Source organism: Aeromonas sp. Y318-3, from assembly GCF_027706185.1.
GTDB classification, from domain to species: domain Bacteria; phylum Pseudomonadota; class Gammaproteobacteria; order Enterobacterales; family Aeromonadaceae; genus Aeromonas; species Aeromonas veronii.
Genome location: NZ_JAPDCN010000004.1, coordinates 236487 through 258221, shown reverse-complemented (window position 1 = coordinate 258221; position 21735 = coordinate 236487). Strand labels below are relative to the sequence as shown.

21 protein-coding genes are annotated in these 21735 nt (G+C 58.0%); 6 read left to right on the top strand and 15 right to left on the bottom strand.

Annotated features, from left to right (window positions below):
• Window positions 1-3 precede the first annotated feature (3 nt).
• Window positions 4-792 carry a hypothetical protein gene (locus tag OKB77_RS07830; protein ID WP_199415864.1) on the top strand — a complete coding sequence of 263 codons (789 nt, stop codon included), beginning with the start codon at window positions 4-6 and terminating at the stop codon, window positions 790-792.
• A 115-nt stretch (window positions 793-907) separates the two neighbouring features.
• On the opposite strand, the gene OKB77_RS07825 is transcribed toward OKB77_RS07830, so the two are convergent.
• Window positions 908-2338, bottom strand: coding sequence for a wax ester/triacylglycerol synthase family O-acyltransferase (locus OKB77_RS07825; RefSeq protein WP_150389113.1), 1431 nt, complete (start codon window positions 2336-2338; stop codon window positions 908-910).
• Between the two features lie 255 nt (window positions 2339-2593).
• The gene (locus OKB77_RS07820; RefSeq protein WP_270817337.1) at window positions 2594-2926 is read right to left on the bottom strand and encodes a polyhydroxyalkanoic acid system family protein; all 333 of its coding nucleotides are present in this window, start codon (window positions 2924-2926) and stop codon (window positions 2594-2596) included.
• A gap of 259 nt (window positions 2927-3185) precedes the next feature.
• Here OKB77_RS07820 and OKB77_RS07815 point away from each other — a divergent pair, with 259 nt between their 5' ends.
• Entirely contained in the window at window positions 3186-3914 is a 729-nt protein-coding gene (locus OKB77_RS07815; RefSeq protein ID WP_150389115.1) for an FFLEELY motif protein, read from the top strand.
• Window positions 3915-4013: 99 nt separating this feature from the next.
• On the opposite strand, the gene OKB77_RS07810 is transcribed toward OKB77_RS07815, so the two are convergent.
• The 3 genes from OKB77_RS07810 to prpB are packed head-to-tail and all read right to left on the bottom strand — an operon-like array spanning window position 4014 to window position 7495.
• A complete protein-coding gene (locus tag OKB77_RS07810; RefSeq protein WP_150389116.1) occupies window positions 4014-5459 on the bottom strand; it encodes a bifunctional 2-methylcitrate dehydratase/aconitate hydratase in 1446 nt (481 codons plus the stop codon).
• Between the two features lie 10 nt (window positions 5460-5469).
• The gene (gene prpC, locus OKB77_RS07805) at window positions 5470-6597 is read right to left on the bottom strand and encodes a bifunctional 2-methylcitrate synthase/citrate synthase (RefSeq protein ID WP_150389117.1); all 1128 of its coding nucleotides are present in this window, start codon (window positions 6595-6597) and stop codon (window positions 5470-5472) included.
• Window positions 6598-6607: 10 nt separating this feature from the next.
• Entirely contained in the window at window positions 6608-7495 is an 888-nt protein-coding gene (prpB, locus tag OKB77_RS07800) for a methylisocitrate lyase (RefSeq protein WP_150390524.1), read from the bottom strand.
• Window positions 7496-7642: 147 nt separating this feature from the next.
• Between prpB and OKB77_RS07795 the strand changes: the two genes are divergently transcribed.
• The 4 genes from OKB77_RS07795 (at window position 7643) to rsmF (ending at window position 13038) form a co-directional block, all read left to right on the top strand.
• Complete coding sequence (locus OKB77_RS07795) at window positions 7643-8269, top strand: paraquat-inducible protein A (RefSeq protein ID WP_005345516.1); 627 nt, start codon at window positions 7643-7645, stop codon at window positions 8267-8269.
• The gene (locus tag OKB77_RS07790) at window positions 8253-8855 is read left to right on the top strand and encodes a paraquat-inducible protein A (RefSeq protein ID WP_005333132.1); all 603 of its coding nucleotides are present in this window, start codon (window positions 8253-8255) and stop codon (window positions 8853-8855) included. The genes OKB77_RS07795 and OKB77_RS07790 overlap by 17 nt, the downstream gene beginning before the upstream one ends.
• A 55-nt stretch (window positions 8856-8910) precedes the next feature.
• On the top strand, window positions 8911-11463 hold the full coding sequence (locus OKB77_RS07785) for an MlaD family protein (protein WP_150389118.1): 2553 nt from the start codon (window positions 8911-8913) through the stop codon (window positions 11461-11463).
• Between the two features lie 144 nt (window positions 11464-11607).
• On the top strand, window positions 11608-13038 hold the full coding sequence (gene rsmF / locus OKB77_RS07780; protein ID WP_150389119.1) for a 16S rRNA (cytosine(1407)-C(5))-methyltransferase RsmF: 1431 nt from the start codon (window positions 11608-11610) through the stop codon (window positions 13036-13038).
• Between the two features lie 226 nt (window positions 13039-13264).
• Here rsmF and OKB77_RS07775 read toward each other — a convergent pair whose 3' ends face one another.
• From OKB77_RS07775 to fabG, 10 genes are all read right to left on the bottom strand, one after another.
• The gene (locus OKB77_RS07775; RefSeq protein ID WP_100653771.1) at window positions 13265-13549 is read right to left on the bottom strand and encodes a RepB family protein; all 285 of its coding nucleotides are present in this window, start codon (window positions 13547-13549) and stop codon (window positions 13265-13267) included.
• Between the two features lie 161 nt (window positions 13550-13710).
• Window positions 13711-14652, bottom strand: coding sequence for a tyrosine-type recombinase/integrase (locus tag OKB77_RS07770; protein ID WP_223849302.1), 942 nt, complete (start codon window positions 14650-14652; stop codon window positions 13711-13713).
• A gap of 373 nt (window positions 14653-15025) precedes the next feature.
• Window positions 15026-15805, bottom strand: coding sequence for a TatD family hydrolase (locus OKB77_RS07765; protein WP_150389121.1), 780 nt, complete (start codon window positions 15803-15805; stop codon window positions 15026-15028).
• A 25-nt stretch (window positions 15806-15830) separates the two neighbouring features.
• Window positions 15831-16778 carry a DNA polymerase III subunit delta' gene (holB, locus tag OKB77_RS07760; protein ID WP_150389122.1) on the bottom strand — a complete coding sequence of 316 codons (948 nt, stop codon included), beginning with the start codon at window positions 16776-16778 and terminating at the stop codon, window positions 15831-15833.
• Complete coding sequence (gene tmk, locus OKB77_RS07755; protein WP_150389123.1) at window positions 16763-17404, bottom strand: dTMP kinase; 642 nt, start codon at window positions 17402-17404, stop codon at window positions 16763-16765. The genes holB and tmk overlap by 16 nt, the downstream gene beginning before the upstream one ends.
• Complete coding sequence (gene mltG, locus OKB77_RS07750) at window positions 17404-18405, bottom strand: endolytic transglycosylase MltG (protein ID WP_005333156.1); 1002 nt, start codon at window positions 18403-18405, stop codon at window positions 17404-17406. The genes tmk and mltG overlap by 1 nt, the downstream gene beginning before the upstream one ends.
• Window positions 18395-19201, bottom strand: coding sequence for an aminodeoxychorismate lyase (gene pabC, locus OKB77_RS07745; RefSeq protein WP_150389124.1), 807 nt, complete (start codon window positions 19199-19201; stop codon window positions 18395-18397). Before pabC ends, mltG begins: the two co-directional genes overlap by 11 nt.
• A gap of 68 nt (window positions 19202-19269) precedes the next feature.
• Window positions 19270-20511, bottom strand: a complete 1242-nt coding sequence (fabF, locus tag OKB77_RS07740; RefSeq protein ID WP_005360452.1) for a beta-ketoacyl-ACP synthase II — start codon at window positions 20509-20511, stop codon at window positions 19270-19272.
• Window positions 20512-20593: 82 nt separating this feature from the next.
• Window positions 20594-20830: an acyl carrier protein gene (gene acpP, locus OKB77_RS07735; RefSeq protein ID WP_005300909.1), complete on the bottom strand. Its 237-nt coding sequence runs from the start codon at window positions 20828-20830 to the stop codon at window positions 20594-20596.
• 158 nt (window positions 20831-20988) lie between these two features.
• Entirely contained in the window at window positions 20989-21723 is a 735-nt protein-coding gene (fabG, locus tag OKB77_RS07730; protein ID WP_005351850.1) for a 3-oxoacyl-ACP reductase FabG, read from the bottom strand.
• Between the last annotated feature and the right edge of the window lie 12 nt (window positions 21724-21735).

Below are 21735 nucleotides of genomic sequence, written 5' to 3'. Positions count from 1 at the left end.
AGCATGACCACTTCACAACTCGAATTTGTCCCCTTCCCCTACGCGGATGCGGCCTATGAGTATGCTGGCCAGAAGCTGGCGGACAACTGGGAGCGTCTCCATCAGGGGGATGCCGAACCCTGGCCCGAGGATGAGCAGGTACAGGATGCCTGGCGGGCCTATCATGCCGGGGATTTTGCCCGGGCCGTCGCCCTTGGCGAAGCGGCCGGTGAGGCGGGCCTCAATGTGGCAAACAAGGCGCTGGTGATCCACGCCAGCTATCTGCTGGAAGACAAGTATGCCAAGCGCGCCGCCTTCGAGCGGGCGGCCAGCCATGCCGAGAAGCTGCAAAAGCGCCAACCCAAGAACGCCAACGCCTGGTATTTCCACGCTCTGGCCCTCGGGCGCTACAGCCAGGTGATCTCCATCTCCAAGGCCCTCTCGCAAGGAATTGGCGACAAGATCAAGGCAAGCCTTGAGAAGGCGCTGGAGCTGGCGCCACATCACGCCGAGGCCCATATTGCCTTTGGCGCCTGGCACGCCGAGATCGTCGACAAGTTGGGGGGCATGATCGGCGGCCTCACCTATGGCGCCAAGAAGGAGGAGTCCGAGCGTCATTTCAAGGAGGCGCTGGCGCTGATCCCCGAATCGGCTATCGCTCGCATGGAGTACGCCAACGCTCAGGTGATGCTGCACGGCAAGAGCCGCCTGAAAGCAGCCGAAGCCCTCTATGCTGAAGCGGCCGAGTGCGAACCCATGGATGCCATGGAGCGCCTCGATGTGGAGGCGGCGCGGGAAGAGCTGGAGGATTAACCGCCACTCCTGCCACTAAGAGGTAGTAAAACAAGAGGCCAACCCGCGGGTTGGCCTCTTTTATGATGGGGGCTGACCGGTTGGCTACGTCGTCACCGGTCGCTCAAGTGCACGCTCAACCCAGCAGCGCATCAAGGCCGTTCGGGTCGAACAACAGCTCCGGCTCCATCAGCACCAGCAACAGCAGTTGCTCGAACTCCACTGCAAACCGCTCGACCACCCGATCCGGATCCGGAACCAGCTTCTTGTCGGTGATAAGGCCCAGCTGCACCTTGTGATCGTAAGAGAGGATGGAGACGCCGACTCCTATATCTCCCGATTGCGGCACCCAGAACAGTGGTTGGCGTAGTTTTGCACCGGCCAGATAGAGGGTCTGCTGCGGGCCGGGTACATTGGTGATCACTGCACTGGCCTTGGCTGTGAGCAGCTCGACTGCCTGCTGCTGCACCGCATTGGGTGCCATGCCAAGGGCATGTAACAGGTTGAGCACCACCACGGGTTGCAGCGAGGTGCGCAGCGCCTGCATCCGGTCACGTACGGTATAGAGCCGCTGCAACGGGTGTTCAACATCAAGTGGCAAGTCCAGGGCCACCAGCCCGAAGCGGTTGCCAAGTGCCCCCTCATCGTCCGGTGCACGCATATTGACCGGCACCAGGGCGCGGATCTTGACCTTGTTGGCATCATCCCCCTTCTCCTGCAGGTAGTGGCGAAACGCCCCTGCGGTGGCGGCGATCAGCAGATCGTTGACCGAGCAGCCCAGTACCTTGCCCACGGCCTTGATATCCGGCAGATCAATTTGCTCCGACCAGGCTACCCGCTTGGTGCTGGTGGTCTTACCCCGCAGGCGGCAGGGGGAGTCATCACCGAGGGTGGCGATATTGCACAGCTCGCTCGCCAGATCGCGCCCGGTCTTGAGGTAATCCACCGCCTTGGTGGGATGGGTGACCACTTCGACATATTTGGACCAGAGGCTACCGGTCAGCTTGAGACCGGCTCGCACCAGACGGCTGCCCTGGTGGCAATCCTCATCATCCTCGTCATCGCTGTCATCCAGTGGCTCCGGTGACGGTGGTCGCGGCGCCCCTTCCGGTGTGTTATCCATCATGGTCAGCATGGCTCGCACCAGCGAGAAGCCATCGCCCATAGCGTGGTGAATGCGCACCACCAGCGCTTGCCCACCCAGCGAAGTGTCCGTCAGGTGCATATCCCACAGGGGGCGCTGGTGGTTGAGCGGCGTCGAGGCGAGATCGGCCACCAGCTTCTCCAGCTCCAGCTTGCCCGCTTCACCCGGCAGGATCACTCGCTTGAGATGCTGATCGAGATCGAAATCGGGATCATGGCGCCAGTAGTAGGAGCCCCCCTCCAGCAGGGCCCGCTGGTGGAAGCGGGGTTGCACCGAAATGGTGTGGCGCAATCCGGCACGCAGACGCGCTTCATCAAGCTCCCCTTCAAACATCAGGACACCGATGATCTGCATCAGGTTGTTGGGTCTGTCCATGCGTAACCAGGCGGTATCGACGCAGGAGATAAATTCACTCAGTGGCATGGTTGTTTCCCTACAAAATGAATTTACCGAGACGGCAAATTGATCCTGCCCTCATATACGGATGAAGACTTGATGCAATCAGAATGACTTTAATGAGTGCCGACTCGAAATATGAAATAAAGATGAAAGATTACTGACAAATAGAATCAAGAACCTCGCTGGATAATAAATCTGACAAACCATATGGCTTGCCAACTTATTTCAAACAGCCATCGTTTACAGCTGGTTTATTTAAAACCAGTGCAACGAAGAGTTTCAAACACGTTTGGGGCAAGGTAAGCGATTGTCGACATAATCGAGGATCTCTTGCTCCAGTACGCTGCGTACTGGCAACAGCATCAAACCAAGATGCACTTCCAGTTCCAGGGTATCTTCGTCCAGGGTGAGAGTGCCATGTACCCCTGAGCTGCGAAAGCGTAGCTCGGTCTCCTCTTCATCCGCCCATTCGCAATCGAGTTGATAGCTCTCGCTCATGTCCGCAGCGATGGCTTCGGCCGCGATCCGGGCGGCGGCCAGTCCCAGCGGATGCTGACGGCTGATCTGAATGATAGAGAGTGCTCTGCTGCCAGCGAGCGAGTTGAAGAACATGGTCGTTACTCTGGGTCATAAGTTAGTTATTGATATTAAACACATGTTCACAACAAATGAAAGGATGGTTCACATAAATGGGACTCACTTAACAGAGTCGAGAGGGATGCAGGCCATCAGCGGGGCATAGCATTTATTCCCTCCCCCGCGCGCGCTACACTTGTCACGGAACGGTCAGCAAAAGCTGCTTGTTTTTCATTCACTTGTATCTTCGTATCACCGAATTCCCATCAATGGGCCCAAGGCCAGAGAGCTGTAGATGACGCATCAAGAACATGCCCACGACGACGATAGCACCCTGGGTCGGCTCTACCGCCAGCTCAATCGGGTTGCAGCCTTGCGCGAGCAGATGCGTGCTCACCAGGAGGATCTGCAGGATCGGGATCGGCTACGCCAGTGGCAGGCCGACCGGTTGGGGCGGACCCATCGAGATCTGCTGGAGAGTGACCGCTATGGCCCTGCCGCCGAGTTTTTCCTGACCGATCTCTATGGCCCCGGGGATTGCGCCCGCCGCGATGCGGACGTGATGCGGGTGATGCCAACCGCCGAGCGGCTGTTGCCGGAGTCCGGCCTCAAGGTGCTGGCCCAAGCGATCGAGCTCGACGCTCTCTCCGAAGAGCTGGACTATCTGATGGTGGTGGCGCTGCGGCGCATTGATGGCATTGATCCCATCACGCCGGATCATTACACCATCGCCTATCGTGCCGTTGGCGAGCAGGTGCGCCGGGAACATCAGATTGCGTTGGTGAGCGAGCTTGGCATGACGCTGGACAGGCTGGCGAGAAAGCCGCTGCTGGGGGCAACCCTCAAGCTGGTGTCAGGGCCCGCCCATCTGGCGGGGCTTGGCGAGCTCTTCTCCTTTGTCGAGCGTGGTTATCAGGTGTGTCATCAGATGGGGCGTGCCAACGAGTTTCTCGAAACCATCGCCAGTCGCGAGACGGCGCTCATGACGGCGCTCTTTAGCGGCGACAGCAGTGCGCTTGGGTAAGGCTTATCTAGGGATAAGCCGCCAGAATAACAAAGCGGGCCGATGAGCCCGCTTTTCGTTTATCACTGTTTGCCGATATGTTGGCCAATGCAAGAGCGATCAGATCACCAACAGATCCATAAAGGCGTGCACCGGGGTGGCGGCAAGGCGCGGCCCATCCTGACAGAGGGCCAGAATGTCGCTGACCCGTTTGGCCGGGAAGCGGGTGGCCAGATTGTGCTGGAATTTCTCCACCAGCAGCGGGATCCCCTCCTCCCGGCGACGGCGATGGCCGACCGGATACTCCACCGCCACCTTGGCGGTGTGAGTACCGTCCTTGAAGAAGATCTGGATGGCGTTGGCAATGGAGCGCTTGTCTGCCTCCAGATACTCGCGGCTGTAGCGTTTATCCTCCTGCACCACCATCTTGCCGCGTAACGCGTCGATGCGGGGATCGGCGGCAACATCGTCCTCGTAATCCTCGGCGATCAGGCGACCGAAGATGAGTGGCACCGCCACCATGTACTGCAGGCAGTGATCTCGATCGGCCGGGTTGTTGAGGGCGCCGACCTTGCTGATGATGCGAATGGCCGACTCATGGGTGGTGAGTTCGATGCGGTCGATCTCCTCCAGCCGTCCCTTCACCTGCCCATGCAGCTTCATGGCGCACTCTACCGCAGTCTGGGCGTGGAACTCGGCGGGATAGGAGATCTTGAACAGCACGTTCTCCATCACATAGCTGCCGTACCCCTGATGCAGAGCGAACTGATTGCCCTTGAACAGCACATCGTAGAAACCCCACTTGGGCGCGCTCAGTACGCCGGGATAGCCCATCTCGCCGCTCATGGTGATAAGGGCGAGGCGCACCGCGCGCGAGGTGGCATCCCCCGCCGCCCAGCTCTTGCGGGAACCCGCATTGGGGGCATGGCGGTAGGTACGCAGGCTCTGACCATCGACCCAGGCCTGGGAGACCGCATCGATCACCTGATCGCGGGTGCCACCCAGCATGTGAGCCACCACGGCGGTGCTGGCGACCTTGACCAGCACCACGTGATCGAGACCGACCCGGTTGAAGGAGTTCTCCAGAGCCAATACCCCCTGAATTTCGTGGGCTTTGACCATGGCCACCAGCACATCGCTCATGGTGAGCGGCGCCTTGCCCTCGGCCACGCGAGTACGGGAGAGCCAGTCGGCGGTGGCCAGAATGCCCCCCAGATTGTCGGATGGGTGACCCCACTCGGCGGCCAGCCAGGTGTCGTTGTAATCGAGCCAGCGGATGATGGCGCCGATATCCCAGGCCGCCTTGACCGGATCGAGGCAGAGCTGGGTACCGGGCACCCGGGCGCCGTGGGGTACCAGTGTACCGGGGACTATGGGGCCAAGGTGCTTGGTGCACTCGGGGAAGCGCAGGGCCAAGAGGCCACAGCCAAGGGTGTCCATCAGGCAGTAGCGGGCGGTGTCGAGGGACGCTTCGCTGGTAATGGGGTGGTTGCAGACATAATCGGCAATATCGACCAGCACCTGATCAGGGTCTGGTCTGTGGTTGACGTCAACGTTGGCGGACATCGTGACTTCCTTATCGTTGTTGTAGAGAGACAAAGTGACGGGGGGCCGGGCCGACATAATCGGCGCTCGGGCGGATGATCCGGTTGTGCTCGCGCTGCTCCATCACGTGGGCGCACCAGCCGGTGACCCGCGAGCAGACGAAGATAGGCGTGAACAGCTTGGTCGGGATCCCCATGTAGTGATAAGCGCTGGCATGGAAGAAGTCGGCATTGGGAAAGAGCTCTTTTTCTTCCCACATCACCTTCTCCGCCTCGCAGGAGACGCGATAGAGGCGATCATCACCCACCGCCTCGGCAAGCTTGGCCGACCACTCCTTGATGATGACGTTGCGCGGATCAGAAGTGCGGTAGATGGCGTGGCCAAAGCCCATGATCTTCTCCTTGGCCGCCAGCTTGGCCAGCAGTTCGCGCCTTGCCTGCGTTTCATCTTGCCAATGTTCGATCATCGCCATGGCCGCCTCGTTGGCGCCGCCGTGGAGCGGGCCGCGCAAGGTGCCGATGGCGGCAGTGATACAGGAGAACATGTCGGAAAGGGTTGAGGCGCAAACTCGCGCGGCAAAGGTGGAGGCGTTGAACTCATGCTCGGCGTAGAGGATGAGGGAGACATGCATCACCCGCCGCTCCAGCTCGCTCGGTGCCTTCTGGTGCAGCAGCGCCAGAAAGTGGCCACCGATACACTCTTCATCGGTATCGAGGGCGATGCGAACGCCCTCGTGACTGAACTTGTACCAGTAGATCAGAATGCCCGGAAAGGCGGCCAGCAGCCGATCCGCCACTTCATGCTCATGCTCGAAACCATCTTCCGGCTCCAGATCGCCGAGCATGGAACAGCCGGTGCGCAGCACATCCATGGGATGAGCATCGGCGGGAATCCGCTCCAGCACCTCCAGCAGAGCTGTCGGCAAAGTGCGCAGGCGACGCAGTTCGCGCTTGTACGCGTCAAGCTGCTGCTCACCGGGCAACTCCCCCTTGAGCAGCAGATAGGCGACCTCCTCGAACTGGGCGCTATCGGCCAGCTCCTTGATGTCATAGCCGCGATAAGTAAGACCGGTGCCGCTCTTGCCCACGGTGCAGATACTGGTCTCCCCCGCGCTCTGCCCGCGTAGACCGGCCCCGCCCAACGGTTTTTGCTGTCCCATAAGCTGCCTCCTATTCCTTGGCTGTAAACAGACGATCCAGTGTCTGCTCGTAGTGGTGATATCCGATGAAGTCGTAGAGCGACTCCCGGGTCTGCATGGTCTCCACGACGGCCCGTTGATGGCCATCCTGGCGAATATGTTGATAGACGTTGAGGGCGGCCTGATTGGCGGCCCGGTTGGCACTCAAGGGGTAGAGCACCATATCGACCCCGTGGGCGGCCAGTTGCTCTTTGTCAAACAGCGCGGTTTTGCCGAACTCGGTCATGTTGGCGAGGATCGGCACTTTGGCCGCCAGCTTGAACTGGTCGTACTGGGCCAGTTCGGTCACCGCCTCGGCGAAGATCATGTCTGCCCCAGCGGCCACATAGGCGGCGGTGCGCTCAAGAGCCGACTCCATCCCCTCCACCGCCAACGCATCGGTGCGAGCCATGATGACGAACTCGCCATTCTCGCGAGCATCTACTGCCGCCTTGATCCGATCACACATCTCCTCCAGAGACACCACCGCCTTGTTGGGGCGATGACCGCAACGCTTCTGGGCAACCTGATCTTCCATATGGACAGCGGCAACCCCGGTTCGCTCGAACGCGCGAATGGTGCGGGCGATATTGAATGCCCCGCCCCAGCCGGTGTCGATATCGACCAGTAGCGGCACACGGGTCGCCGCTGTGATCCGTTCGGCATCGATCAGCACGTCGTTGAGGGAGGTCATGCCGAGATCCGGCAAGCCGTAGGAGGCATTGGCCACTCCGGCGCCGGAGAGATAGATGGCTTGAAAACCGCTGCGCTCGGCCATCAGCGCCATATAGGCATTGATGGTGCCGACGATCTGCAGGGGATGTTCATTGGCAAGGGCGGTGCGAAAGCGCAGGCCTGCCGAGGGGGACAAACTGGACATCATGACTCCTTTCACCTGTCTAGTCTGGCTATCTAATATCACGTTTACGTTAACGTCAATTATACTTTCGTAACATTCCGGCCGCAGGCAAGACAGGAAACCGGTTTTAGGGTAAATTTCACCAATTCCTTCAACAGGTTGAATTGTATGATGGAGCCCGGTTCCGTGATTGTCTGTCCGGCGTGCGACTTGCTGATCCAGCGCAAAGCACTGCCGCTGCGTCGCCATGCCCACTGCCCGCGTTGTCACCAACATCTCTATGGCCGTTATGCCTTTCGTCCCTCCCAGTTGATGGCCCTGACCATCACCGGATTTCTGCTGCTGCCCTCCGCCTTTTTTGAGCCGCTGATCTATCTGCGGCTGGCTGGGGTCAACACCGACGCCGACCTGCTGCGCGGTATTCTGGTGCTGTTTGGCGAGGGCGAATGGTGGGTGGCCAGCCTGGTGCTCTGGTGCGCCGTGTTGGCGCCGGTGGGATTATTGGCGGGGATCTTTGTGCTGGCTTCGGGTCTGGCCAAACGTTGGCACATTCTTCCCGTCACCTTGAAGCTGGTCGAGGTGTTTCGCCACTGGGCCATGCTGGAGGTCTATATCGTCAGCCTGCTGGTTGCCCTGTTCAAACTGATCGACATCGCCGATGTGCGCCTCGGTGGCGGCTTGCTCAGTCTCGGTATTTTGATGCTGCTCAACATGACCCTGCTGATCCTGTTTGACCCCGCCCCCTACTGGGCGCGGATCCCGTTAAAGGAGCCGGAACATGACCAGCGCCCGTGAGATGGGACTCTGCCGCTGCCATACCTGTGGTTTGCTGGTGCGCTATCAAGCCGGGGCTGTCTGCCCCCGTTGCAGCAGCAAATTGCAGGTGCGCATTCCCCGCTCCCTCGCCTGGTCGTGGGGCTTGCTGGCGCTCGCCACCTTCATGTTGTTGCCTGCTAATCTGTTGCCCATAACCCATTTCTACAACAAGGGGTTGCTGCAGTCAGATACCATCTTCAGCGGTATCATGATGCTCTATCGCAGCAAAATGAGCGGGATTGCCACCATAGTCCTCACCGCCAGCATACTGGTGCCGGTGGGTAAAATATTGGGGCTGGGCTGGATCTGCTGGCAGTTGCAGCGGGCCAAACCGGTGCGGCGCAAGCGCCAGCTGGTGATGTATCGGGTGATCGATTTTATTGGTCGCTGGTCAATGCTGGACTTGTTCGTGATTTCGCTGATGGTGGCACTGGTCGATCGGGGTGTGCTGCTGAGTGTCCGCGCAGGCCCGGGGGCCACCGCCTTTGCCGGTGTGGTGGTGCTGACCATGATGTCGGCTCGCATGCTTGATACCCGTTTACTATGGGACAAGGCGGCCCGTTGATGATTTCTCTGTTTTTGTCTGATGTGCTGTTTAATCCAGCCAATAAGGAGTCACTATGATCGGGGCTGAACCCGTCATCGAAAAGCGTCGCTGGTTATCGCCGGTCTGGCTGTTACCCCTGATAGCCCTGCTGCTGGCAGGTGGCTTTCTCTATCAGCAGGTATTGAGCCGTGGCCAGCTTATCCAGATCAACTTCGCCCAGGGCAACGGCATCTTGCCGGGTAAAACCCAGGTTCGTTATCAGGGGGTGGCCATCGGCGTGGTGCAAGAGCTGGAGCTAGCTGAAGATGGCCGCAAGATTGCGGTGATGGCCAAGATTGACAGCCGTGCCAGACCGCTGATCCGCAAGGGATCCGACTTCTGGCTGGTGAGCCCCAAGGCGTCGCTCACCGAGATCTCCGGCCTCGATACCCTGGTCTCCGGCAACTACATCAACCTGCAACCGGGGCGTGAAAGCAATCCGCTGGAGGAGACCTTTGATGCACTGGAGGGCCCTCCCCCCGGCTATCAGGCTCAGGGGCGCATGCTGCACCTGACCGCCGATTCGCTGGGTTCGGTGGGGATTGGCGCCAAGCTCTATTTCCGCGGTATCGAGGTTGGCAGCGTCATCAATACGCGCCTGGGTCAAGACAACCAGAACGTCATTCTGGATCTGGTGATCGAGCCGCGTTTCGAACATCTGGTCAAAGCTGATACCCGCTTCTGGAACATCAGTGGCATCAAGGGCTCCTTCAGTCTGGCTGGCGTCAGCGTGGAGGCCGGCAGCCTCACCTCCATTCTGAGCGGCGGCATTGCCTTTGACTCGCCCAAAGATTCACCGGCACCGGAGAAGGGACAGACTTTCGTCCTCTACAAAGGGCTGGCGGAAGCAGCGCGCGGTGCGCGTATCGACATTGCGGCTGGCGATCTTCCGGTCAAGGAGGGGATGCCCATCCTCTATGAGGGGATCGAGATCGGTCGTATCGACCCCATTCGCCTCACCGACAAAGGCCGGATGGTCACAGCGCTGATCAACCCGGAGCAGGCTTATCGCATTACCGACAAGAGTCAACTGGTGTGGGAGAGCGTCTCTCTCTCCGCGACCGGCGTGCAGCATGCAGATCGCCTGCTCTCCGGCCCGGCCATTCGCCTCGACTATGTGGCGGGCAAACCGGTAGAGAAGATGACCCTGACCGATCGCGCCCCCCAGAGCGGCACCAAGGTGACGCTGCAGGCTGACGATCTGGCGGGGCTCAATCAGGATGCTCCTGTCTGGTACAAGGGATTGCAGGTGGGCCGTATCAGCCAGCTCACCCTGGATGCACGCGGCAATGCCAGCGTCGAGCTGGTGATGGCGCCGAACTATGGTCATCTGCTCAACCGTGCCCGCTTCTATCGCGCTTCCCCGCTGCAGATCGATGCCGATCTGAGCGGCATCAAGGTAGAAACCAGTCCGGCCAGTGCCTGGTTGGGAGGCGGGATCAAGCTGATACAAGCCAGAAGTGGCGAGCGGATTAACCGTCTCTACCCGAGTCAGGAGCTGGCACTGCTCGGTACCCGTGATGCCAAGCCGCAGCGCTGGTTGCTCAAGGCAGATCAGGCCGATGGCATTGGCATTGGCTCGCCTGTGCTCTATCTGGGGCTGGAAGCGGGCAGGGTCAAACAGCTGCGCGCCGCCAAAGAGGGGGTCGAGATCGAACTCGAGATTGATGGGGTCTATGCTCCCCTCCTCGCCCAGCAACCCCAGTTCTGGAAAAAACCGGCCATCGACACCAAGGTGCGGGTCGATGGGGTGCAGGTCAAGGTGGGCAACCTCGGTACCCTGCTACGGGGTGCCATCGAGTTTGATCGGTTGGCCAATGGCCGCAGCAGCCATCAACTGTTCGATTCCAGGGAGCAAGCCAAGGCCAAGGTGCGCCAACTGTCACTGGTAGCAGAGAGCAATCCGGGGCTCGGGATTGGCAGCCCGATCCGCTATCGTGGGGTCGATATCGGCAAAATTGAAGAGATCGAGCTGGAGCCGTCTCTGGGTCAGGTGATCTTTAAGGCGGAACTCGATGGCCACTATGCCGAGCGTTTCCTGCAGTCCGGCGCCCGCTTTACTCTGGTGCAGGCCAAGCTGGGGCTGGGCGGTGTCGCTCACCTCGATACCCTGATCAAGGGGGCGTTTGTAGAAGCACAACCCGGTAAAGGCGCAGGCAAAGATCGCTTCCCCTTGAGTCAGGTCGGCCCGGTGGGTCTGGCCCTGACCCTCAAGAGCCCCTCAGTCAATGGCCTGAGCATTGGCAGTCCGCTACTGTTTCGCAAGATGGTGGTGGGCAGTGTCACCAAGGTGGCGCTGGCTCGGGATGGCAGCGAGGTGGTGATCGACGTTAACGTAGATCAGGAGTATGCCCATCTGGTGCGGGCCAACTCCCGTTTCTGGAATGTCTCCGGGGTCAAGGCGGATATCGGGCTGACCGGCGGCACTATCGAAGTTGAGACGGTGCAGAGCCTGCTGGCCGGCGGCATTGCTTTCAATACGCCGGAGAGAGAGATGGGTCCAACAGTCAAGGCTGGCCACAGCTATCCGCTCTATGGCAAGGCCGAGAAAGAGTGGCTGGAGTGGAGTCCGCGTATCCAGCCCTGATCTCTTCCCTTTGTATCTCATCCAAGCCCGGCACAGTGCCGGGCTTTTTTATATTCCGGTGCCTGTTGATAGGGTTCAGATTCAGAATATTCTTAGCCTTGTGGTATGATATCGCCCCTCTTTTTCGGTCAACGAGACGGCACAGTGCACGACAACACCTTCCTTCCCGATTACTTTTTACGTCACATTGCGGCCATCATGCCGGCCCATCTCTCGATGGATGAGTTTGTGGCCAGTTGTCGACGTCCGCTGCGCCGCAGCATTCGGGTCAATACCTTGAAGGTCGCCGTCTCGGATTTCGTCGCCCTGATGGAGCCACTGGGTTGGCAGCTTGACCCTGTGCCCTGGTGTGATACCGGCTTCTGGCTGACCCGCAGCGATGAAACCGTCCCACTTGGCAACACCGCCGAGCACTTGAGCGGGCTCTTCTACATTCAGGAAGCGAGCTCCATGCTGCCGGTGACGGCGCTCTTTGCCAGCGACAAGATCAAAGCGGATGGTATGTTGCTGGATGCAGCGGCGGCCCCCGGCTCCAAGACCACCCAGATAGCCGCCCTGATGAACAATCAGGGGATGTTGGTTGCCAACGAGTTTTCCAGCAGCCGGTTGAAAGTGCTTAGCGCCAATATCCAGCGCTGCGGCGTGACCAATGTAGGTATGACCCATTTTGATGCCAAGGTATTTGGCCAGTGGTTGCCGGAGACCTTCGATGCCATCCTGCTCGATGCCCCCTGCTCCGGTGAAGGTACGGTGCGCAAGGATGAAGATGCGCTTCGCAACTGGAGTATCGAGAGCATCGACGAGATTGCGGCGGTGCAACAAGGGTTGCTGGAGAGCGCCTTCCATGCCTTGAAACCGGGTGGCGTACTGGTCTACTCCACCTGCACCTTGAGTGAGCAGGAGAACCAAGCGGTTTGCCAATCCTTGCTGGACAAGTTTGGCGATGCCTTGAGTTTTGACTCGCTGGCTGACCTGTTCCCCTATGCAGAGCAGGCCTGTACATCCGAAGGATACCTGCACGTTTGGCCCCAGATCTTCGACAGTGAGGGCTTTTTCGTCGCCAGATTGCGCAAGCATCACTCGGTGCCCAACACCATGTTCAAGCCGGGCAAGCTGGGTAAATTCCCCTTTGCGCCGCTTCCTGCCAAAGAGGCGGAACCCATATTGCGCGAGATCGAAGCCAACTTTGGGGTGGCACCGCAGGGTCAGCTGTTTGGCCGCAATGACGAGATCTGGCTCTTCCCCCAGCGGTTTGATCAGGTGCAGGGCAAGTTGCGTTTCGATCGCATCGGCATCAAGTTGGCCGAAACCTTCAAGAAAGGTTATCGCCTCACTCATGAGTGGGCACTGGCCTATGGCGATAAAGCGAGCAAGGGCGTGGTCGAGCTGGATAGCGCCAATGCGCGGGAATTCATGATGGGGCGGGATGTCTGGCCAGAACAGGATGCTGGCACTGGCGAGGTGATCGTCCGCTATCAGGGACATACCCTGGGGATGGGGAAATGGGTGGGTAGTCGGGTCAAAAATGCCCTCCCCCGCGAGCTGGTGCGTGACAACAATCTGTTCAATGCGTAGTGGGCCGTTCGGTGCATAAGCACTTGAACGAGTCTGAAATACCCACACTCTGGTTGAACTTTTCTTCGGATCTTGAAAAGCCTTGAGCCTTGTCTAAGCTTAAGGCAATCCGAACACCAGTTAGCGCACGGCTCTGCAAGGAGCCAATTCCCCTATGCCAGGTACAAGGAATTCGTACCTGGCTTTTTTTATCTCTTCACGTATCGCTGTTACTTCACTCTTGTGTCTATTCAACGGTCTCTTCGACCTGTGTGGCGACTCTGTTTTCAAACGGAGGTTCTCTACCCAGCTCATGTTGGTAGAGCAGATCGATCGCCTGCTCGATGAGTGATGCCTGACTGTCTTCGAGATGAAGACCCAGTGCGGCCAATCGTTCGGCGTGGCGATTGCTGATCCAGCATTGCAGCCGGGTATGGGTCTCCTGCTTGCGTTTTACATGTTGGCGCTGCCGCTCGGCATTGTTTTGGGGCACCGCCTCTTGCTCTTCACGCACTGTCATTTCTTGGCTCATATGTCCTTGCGATGTTCCATTTCCGGATTTGTTATCTCTCATCACATGCCATTATCCATAGGAAGATGGCCCTTCCCCTTTGGGCTGCTGGCTGCACGGCAAATATATCATCAGATCAACAAGATATCATTTAACATAAAAAACGAAGTGACGCAGTTATATCAGAGCAAGCCATCAAGGGCATGATCGGAGAATTTGTGGGCGTCATCGAAATACTCCTGCAGGGTTCGCATATCCTTGTGGCGAGTGACTTCAATGATCTTGTTCATCGGTTTGCCGGCAGTCACCGCCGAGGTGATAAATCCGCGCCGCAGGCTATGGCCACTGACGTAGAGATCGTCGATGGTTTGACCTGTTCGCCGCTTGATCATCAGATTGATGCCCTGGGGGCCGAGTGGTTCAGCCATCAGTTGCCCCCAGCGGTTCATACGCCGAAATAGCGGCCCCTCGCTGATGCGGCTTTTGTGTAGCCAGTTTTGCAGAGCCGACACAGGACAATAGTGCTTGCCCGGGATCAAGGCTATCTCGGTTTCATGGAGCTGATGCTTGCTCGGTTTGAGGCGAAGGCGGATCCCCTGCCCCACAAAATCGAGATCGCTCACCTCAATTCTGGCAGCTTCCGAACGGCGCAAGGCGCCACTGAACATCAGCAGTAGCAGGGTGTGATCACGCAAGCCCGCCAGATCATGGGTGTCGATGCCATCCAGCACCTGGGTCAGGGGTTGCAGAGTCAACGCCCCCGTTTTGCGCTTACGGTTATCACCCAACCTGACAATACCGCGCATCATCTCCTTGATTTCGGGATGCTCGGTGGGCATGGGATGGATGCCTTTCTGCTTGAAGGCATAACGGATCCCCGCCAGACGCCTTACCAGGGTTGCCGGTTTACGAGGTTCACCGTTACGCAGCTCCCCCTTCCCCTCCTCTTTATCCAGCCATACCCAGTCGGCCAATACGCCGTCGGCCTGATCAGCGAGAAAATTCATAATGACGTGATGGGTCGCTTGCAGCGGATCCAGCCCGTGCAATTGGCACCAGAAGACAAAAATACGGGTATCCGCCTGATAGGCATTGAGTGTGGAAACCGCTTTTGCACTGCGCAAAAAGCGGCGTGCCCGACTATTAAGCTGTGCATCGAAAACAGTCTGCAGTGACTGATGAGCTGGATTGGACGAGGATGGATATGCCACGGAACTCTATGATTCATATGAAGTTTGAGAGGATCTTACAGGATCCTCTCCATACATCAAGTATCGATAATGAATATTATCGATACTTAAAGACTGATGTTTTTATACCCTTTGGCCACATTAGATAAACGAAACATCGGAATATGATTCGACTCAGTTTATATGGATGAACAGGTTACATAGACTGGGAAGACGTGAGAGATAACACGGTTCGGTGTTGATATTCAGGTGGGTAATCAGCTTGGCATTTGAAATATAAAAAGCCCCGAGCAACGGGGCTTCTGTGTTATTTTTTCGCCAGTTTGAATAGTTCAAAGAAATTCCGGCTGGTGGCGTCCGCCAATTCATTAAGCGGAATCTGACGCAGATCGGCAATAAACTGGGCAACGTCTCGCACAAAGGCGGGTTCGTTCTCCCTCCCCCGATGCGGCACGGGTGCTAGATAGGGCGAGTCGGTTTCGACCAGCAATCTGTCAAGGGGAAGTGCCTTGACCACCTCTTGCAATGCAGACGCATTTTTGAAGGTGGCGATCCCGGAGATGGATATATAGAACCCCATCGCCATTGCTGCTTCTGCCATTTCGAGGGATTCGGTGAAGCAGTGCAGCACACCGCCAACCTGATCAGCTCCCTCTTCACGCATGATCTGCAAGGTATCTTGCTGGGCATCGCGGGTATGGATGATCAGTGGCTTGTTCAGTGCACGAGCGACCCGAATATGTTCACGAAAGGAGGCTTGCTGCACCTCTTTGTTCTCGGGGGAGTAGAAGTAGTCGAGCCCAGTTTCGCCGATGGCGATCACTCTTGCGTCAGCAGCCTGTGTCAGCAACAAGGCTGCATCCACCCCGGGTTCCTGATTGAGCGGATGTACCCCGCAAGAGGCAAATACCTGGGGATAGGGAGAGATCGCCTCGAGCATGGTCGGGAACTGTGCCTGAGTCACACTGACACAGAGAAAATATCCCACGTCCAGTTTCGCGGCCTTTGCCAGTACATCAGCCAAGCTGGTCTGCTTGCTGCCATAGCTGAGGCGATCGAGATGACAGTGGGAATCAACGAGTAACATATAAAACCTTTCTGCTTGTCGGTACTTATAACCAGCGACTGAGCCAGTTCATCAGATGGATGGTGGGATTGGAGAGCTGACCCGGCTGACATGCCGCTTTCAGGGCAACCAGATCTTGTTCTGCCTCCAGCAGTTTTTCGCTGGAGTGCTGCTCCGCCAACCGTTGACTCAAGATGGCCAGATCAGGCATTGCCAGCTGATGGTGACCACATCCGGCCTGGGTTTTCAGGGCATCGCACAAGAAGAGCTGCAACCAGTGCAACCTGACCTGCGTCTCCTGACCAAGCTGGCTGCACAATGCCGTCGCCTTGACCGGACTTTGACTCAGGGCGACAAACTGCTCCAGCAGTTCGCGGCGAGTACCGTCCTGTTGCTGCTCGATATAGTCGAGTACCCGCAGCGGGGCCCCCTGACAGATCCGCACCTGAGCCAGAGTGGCCTGATGACCCTGCTCGGCCAACCAGCGAACTGTTTCCCCTTCCGCAGGCAACTGACAGACATGTTTGTGACAGCGACTGAGAATGGTGGGAAGCAACCGGGAAACCTGGGAGGCAATCAGCAACAGCAAGCTGTCGCCGGCCGGCTCTTCCAGGGTTTTCAACAGGGCATTGGCTGCCGATTCGGTCATCCGCTCCGCATCAGGAATGATCACCACCTTGCCACGGCCGAGCTGGGCAGAGCCCTGCAGCCGGGTGCAGATCTCTCGAATGGCCTCGACCCCGATGGTCTTGCTGTCGCGCGTTATGGTGCCGAGATCCGGGTGGTTGCCCTTGTCAAACAGCTGGCAGGAGTGGCACTGACCACACGGCTCTCCACGATCCGGTTGTTGGCAAAGGTGCAAACGCGCCAGCCGCTCAGCCAGTTGATCCTTGCCAAGACCGGGATCGCCCAGCAACAACCAGGCGTGGCCGAGACGACCGGACTGGGCCGTCTGGCTCAGGGCATGCCAGTCGGGGATCAGCCAGGGATACATAGGTGCTCGTTCGACAGATAGTGATCCAATGCACGCTCGATGGCAGCTTTGACCTGTTCCGGCGTTTGCGCCGCATCGATCACCACAATGGAATCATCCTTGGCGGCCAGTTCGAGATAACGAGTTCGGGTACGCTCGAAGAAGCTCAGTTGCTCCAGTTCGATGCGATCCAGCTCGCCACGATGGCGCGCGCGCTGCAAGCCAAGGGCAGGATCGATATCGAGATAGAGGGTGAGATCCGGCTTGAAGTTGCCGAGCACTGCCTGCTTGATGGCTCCGATAAGCGGTGCATCGATACCACGGCCGCCACCCTGATAGGCCTGGGAGGAGAGATCGTGGCGATCCCCCACCACCCAGACACCGTCGGCCAGTGCGGGTTTGATGCGGGTCTCCACCAGTTGTACCCGGGAGGCATACATCAGCAGCAATTCCGCCTCGATGGTGAGGCGCTCGTCGTGCACCTCTTTGACGATGGCCCGCATCCGCTCGGCCAGCGGCGTACCACCTGGCTCGCGGGTGCACTCGATCCGGTTGATGCCGTGGCGCTGCAGATAGTCGGTCACATAACGCACGGCCGAGCTCTTCCCTGCCCCTTCCAATCCTTCGATCACAATAAATTTAGACATTAGGGTTTCTTCAATATGTATTCGCGAACCGCCCGATTGTGTTCATCGAGGGTCTTGGAGAAATAGTGGGCACCGCCCCCCTTGGCGACAAAGTAGAGATAGTCGGTCGATTTGGGGTTGAGCGCTGCTTCGATGGAGGCCTTGCCCGGCATGGCGATGGGCGTGGGCGGCAGACCGTCGATCACATAAGTGTTGTAGGGATTCTTGTCGGTCAGATCACTGCGGCGAATGTTGCCGTCGTAGCGATCCTTCACCCCGTAAATGACGGTGGGATCAGTCTGCAACTTCATGCCCAGACGCAGACGGTTGACGAATACGGAGGCGATCTGCGCCCGCTCGTCCGGCTGGCCGGTCTCTTTCTCGATGATGGAGGCCATGATCAACGCCTCGTAGGGGGTCTTGTAAGGCAGGTTGGCCTGACGTTTCTCCCAGCTCTGCTGCAGGAAAGTCTCCATATCCTGATGGGCACGACGCAGGATCGAGAGATCGCTGGCATGGGTGGTATAGGCGTAGGTTTCCGGCAGGAACCACCCCTCCAGCTTGCCATTCTCGATGCCGAGCTCCTGCGCCAGGTCGGCTTCGGATTGCTCGACGGTCAATCGCTCAAGGTATGGGGCGCTGGAGAGCTGCTTCTGCCAATCCTCGAAACGGGAACCTTCGACGAAGGTGAGGCTGAAGTGAAACTCCTTACCCGATGCGAACAGAGAAAGGGTCTCCTTGAGAGGGGCCCCTTCCTTGATTTCGTAGGTGCCCGATTTGATGGCCACCAGTTCGGGGTGGCTGCGCAGCCAAAGCCGCACCGCCCAAGGGCTGGTTTCCCCCTCACCCAGTTCGGCGATGAGGCGCGCCGCATGGGCGCCCTTCTCCACCGTAAAGAGCCGGGTCGGCCCCTTGTTGGTGAGCGTCTCTACCTGTTGCCATTTGTAATGTACATAGCCCCCGGCAGCGGCTACCGTCAGTGCCGCCCCCGCGAGCAGGGTGTAAAGCCGATTAAACTTCAATGACCAAACGCTCCTGTAAACGGCGACTCAATACCGCTGGGGGATAGTGAATATCCTCTATGCCATTGACCGGCACGATCCCCATCAGGGTATTGGTGAGCCACACCTCTTCAGCCTGCCATAGTGACTCCAGCGGAGCCTCTACCACACGCAACTCAATACTCATCTGTTTCAGCATCGCCATCACCTGGCGGCGCATGATGCCATCGACACCACCGCGGGCGAGATCGGGCGTAAACACCGTCTTGCCCCGACGCCAAAACAGATTGGCACTGACCCCTTCAATGAGAAAACCGCGACTGTTAAGCACTATCCCTTCGACTGCATTTCGACTGACAAGTTCGCTTTTCAGCAATACCTGCTCCAGACGATTCAAAGTTTTAAGCCCGGCCAGCATGGGCGCATCGCCGATCCGCTGGCGGCACACCACTATATCGATCCCCTCCTGTTGCCACTGGCCATAGTGAGTGGGAAATGGCGCCAGAGTGACAATCCGGGTTGTGTGCTGACATCCGCTGCCATCATAGCCCCGCCCCCCTTCGCCGCGGGTCAGGATCACCTTGGCCACGCATTGTGGCTGCTCGGCCACCATCTCTTCAACCTCCCGGGTCAAGAGATCCCAGTCCGGTTCAACCAATCCCAACCGGTTGTTCGCCTGCTGCAACCGTGCCAGATGGGCAGGCCACTGCAACACGCGCCCCTCCCTGACCGCCATGGTGGTGAAATGACCGTCACCATAAGCCAACCCCCGATCATGGGCCGAGATGGTATCAAGCTTCATTCCATTGATAAGCAAAGGGATCCCTCCGATAAAAAAGGCCCGATACCGGCAGTATCGGGCCTGTGTCTTTGCCCTGCGGCAAATTATACGCGTTTGAAGATCAGTGAGCCATTGGTGCCGCCAAAACCAAACGAGTTGGAAAGGGCGTACTCGAAGCTACCTGGCTTGGCCACATGGGGTACCAGATCCAGATCGCACTCATCATCCGGGTTGTCCAGGTTGATGGTGGGCGGAGCCACCTGATCACGCAGGGCCAACACTGTGATGATCGCCTCGATGGCACCGGCGGCGCCCAACAGGTGACCGGTCATGGACTTGGTGGAGCTGACCATCAGGGATTTGGCGTGCTCACCAAACACCGACTTCATGCCACGCAGTTCAGCCACATCACCCAGCGGGGTGGAGGTACCGTGCGCGTTGATGTAACCAATCTGCTCGGGGGCAATGCCGGCATCCTTGATTGCATTTTTCATGGCACGAGCGCCACCGTTGCCATCTGCAGGAGGCGCAGTCATGTGGTACGCGTCACCGCTCATGCCAAAACCGACCAGCTCGGCGTAGATCTTGGCGCCACGGGCCTTGGCGTGCTCGTACTCTTCCAGTACCAGTACACCGGCACCGTCACCCAGCACGAAACCATCGCGATCTTTATCCCACGGACGGCTCGCTTTTTGCGGCTCGTCGTTGCGGTTGGAGAGTGCCTTGGCGGCAGCAAAACCACCCATCCCCATCGCGGTGGAGGCTTTCTCCGCACCGCCAGCGACCATCACGTCGGCATCACCGTAAGCAATCATCCGGCCCGCCATGCCGATGGCATGGGTACCAGTGGTACAGGCGGTAGTCACGGCGATGTTCGGCCCTTGCAGACCTTTCATGATGGAGAGATGACCGGACACCATATTGATGATGGTGGACGGAACGAAGAAGGGACTGATCTTGCGCGGGCCGCCGTTGACCAAGCTTTCGTGGTTCTGTTCAATCAGACCCAGACCGCCGATACCGGAGCCAATCGCCACGCCGACACGTTCGGCATTCTCTTCATTGATGGTCAGGCCGGAATCATCCAGCGCCTGCATACCGGCCGCGATGCCGTATTGAATGAAGAGATCCATCTTGCGAGCGTCTTTACGGTTGATACCGTACTGCTCGGGATCGAAATCCTTGACCAGACCTGCGAAGCGGGTTGCAAACTCGCTGGCATCAAAATGTTCGATAAGGGAAATGCCGCTCTGCCCGTTGAGCAGTGCTTGCCAGCTGGATTCGGCAGTGTTACCCACCGGGGAAAGCATCCCCAAGCCGGTCACCACGACTCTGCGTTTTGACACTGAGGTAGTCTCCGAGAGGTGTTTTGAAAGGGAACAAATACAAAAGAAGCGGCCCTTGGGCCGCTTCTCTTAGAACAGGAACTTATTCCTGATTAGCGGTGATGTAGTCGATAGCCGCTTGAACAGTGGTGATCTTCTCGGCTTCTTCATCAGGAATTTCGGTATCGAATTCTTCTTCCAGCGCCATTACCAGTTCAACGGTATCCAAAGAGTCAGCGCCCAGGTCGTCGACGAAGGAGGCAGCGTTCTTAACGTCTTCCTCTTTAACACCCAGTTGTTCGATGATGATTTTCTTTACGCGTTCTTCGATGTTGCTCATGACCTGAATTTTCCTTTAAAAATACGCTATTTGCGTCTGGTTGGGGTAGTTTATTCAATTGACGTGAGTTTGCAAGTAGCTTGCCGCTGGTCAAACCACGAAATGTGCCAAACTTCGGCGTACTATCGCAAATTTGAACAGATCTTACGACAAATTGATTACACCATGTACATCCCGCCATTAACATGCAGGGTTTCGCCGGTGATATAGGCTGCTTCATCAGAAGCCAAGAATACCACAGCTGCGGCAATTTCTTTTGGATCACCCAAACGGGCGGCAGGCACCTGACTCATGATGCCGGCACGTTGATCGTCATTCAGGGCACGGGTCATGTCGGTTTCGATGAAACCGGGAGCAACCGCGTTCACTGTGATACCACGGGATGCCACTTCCCGCGCCAACGATTTGGTAAAACCAACCAGACCGGCCTTGGCGGCAGCATAGTTGACCTGACCAGCATTGCCCATGGTTCCCACCACGGAGCCAATGCTGATGATGCGACCGTGACGTTTCTTCATCATGGCACGCAACACCGGTTTGCTCAGACGATAAAGCGAGGTCAGATTGGTATCGATGATCTCGTTCCACTCGTCATCTTTCATCCGCATCAACAGGTTGTCACGGGTGATCCCCGCGTTGTTGATCAGGATGTCGATGTCGCCAAAGCGCGCCTTGATGGCGGCGAAGACGGCTTCGATGGATTCCTGGCTGGTCACGTTCAGTGCCATGCCGCAACCATTGTCACCCAGATAGGCGCTGATCGCCTCGGCACCGCTCTCGCTGGTCGCGGTACCGACCACTTTCGCGCCACGGGCCACGAATGTTTCGGCAATCGCACGGCCGATGCCACGACTGGCACCGGTCACCAACACAACCTTATCGGTAAAGCTCATCACTTGCTCCTG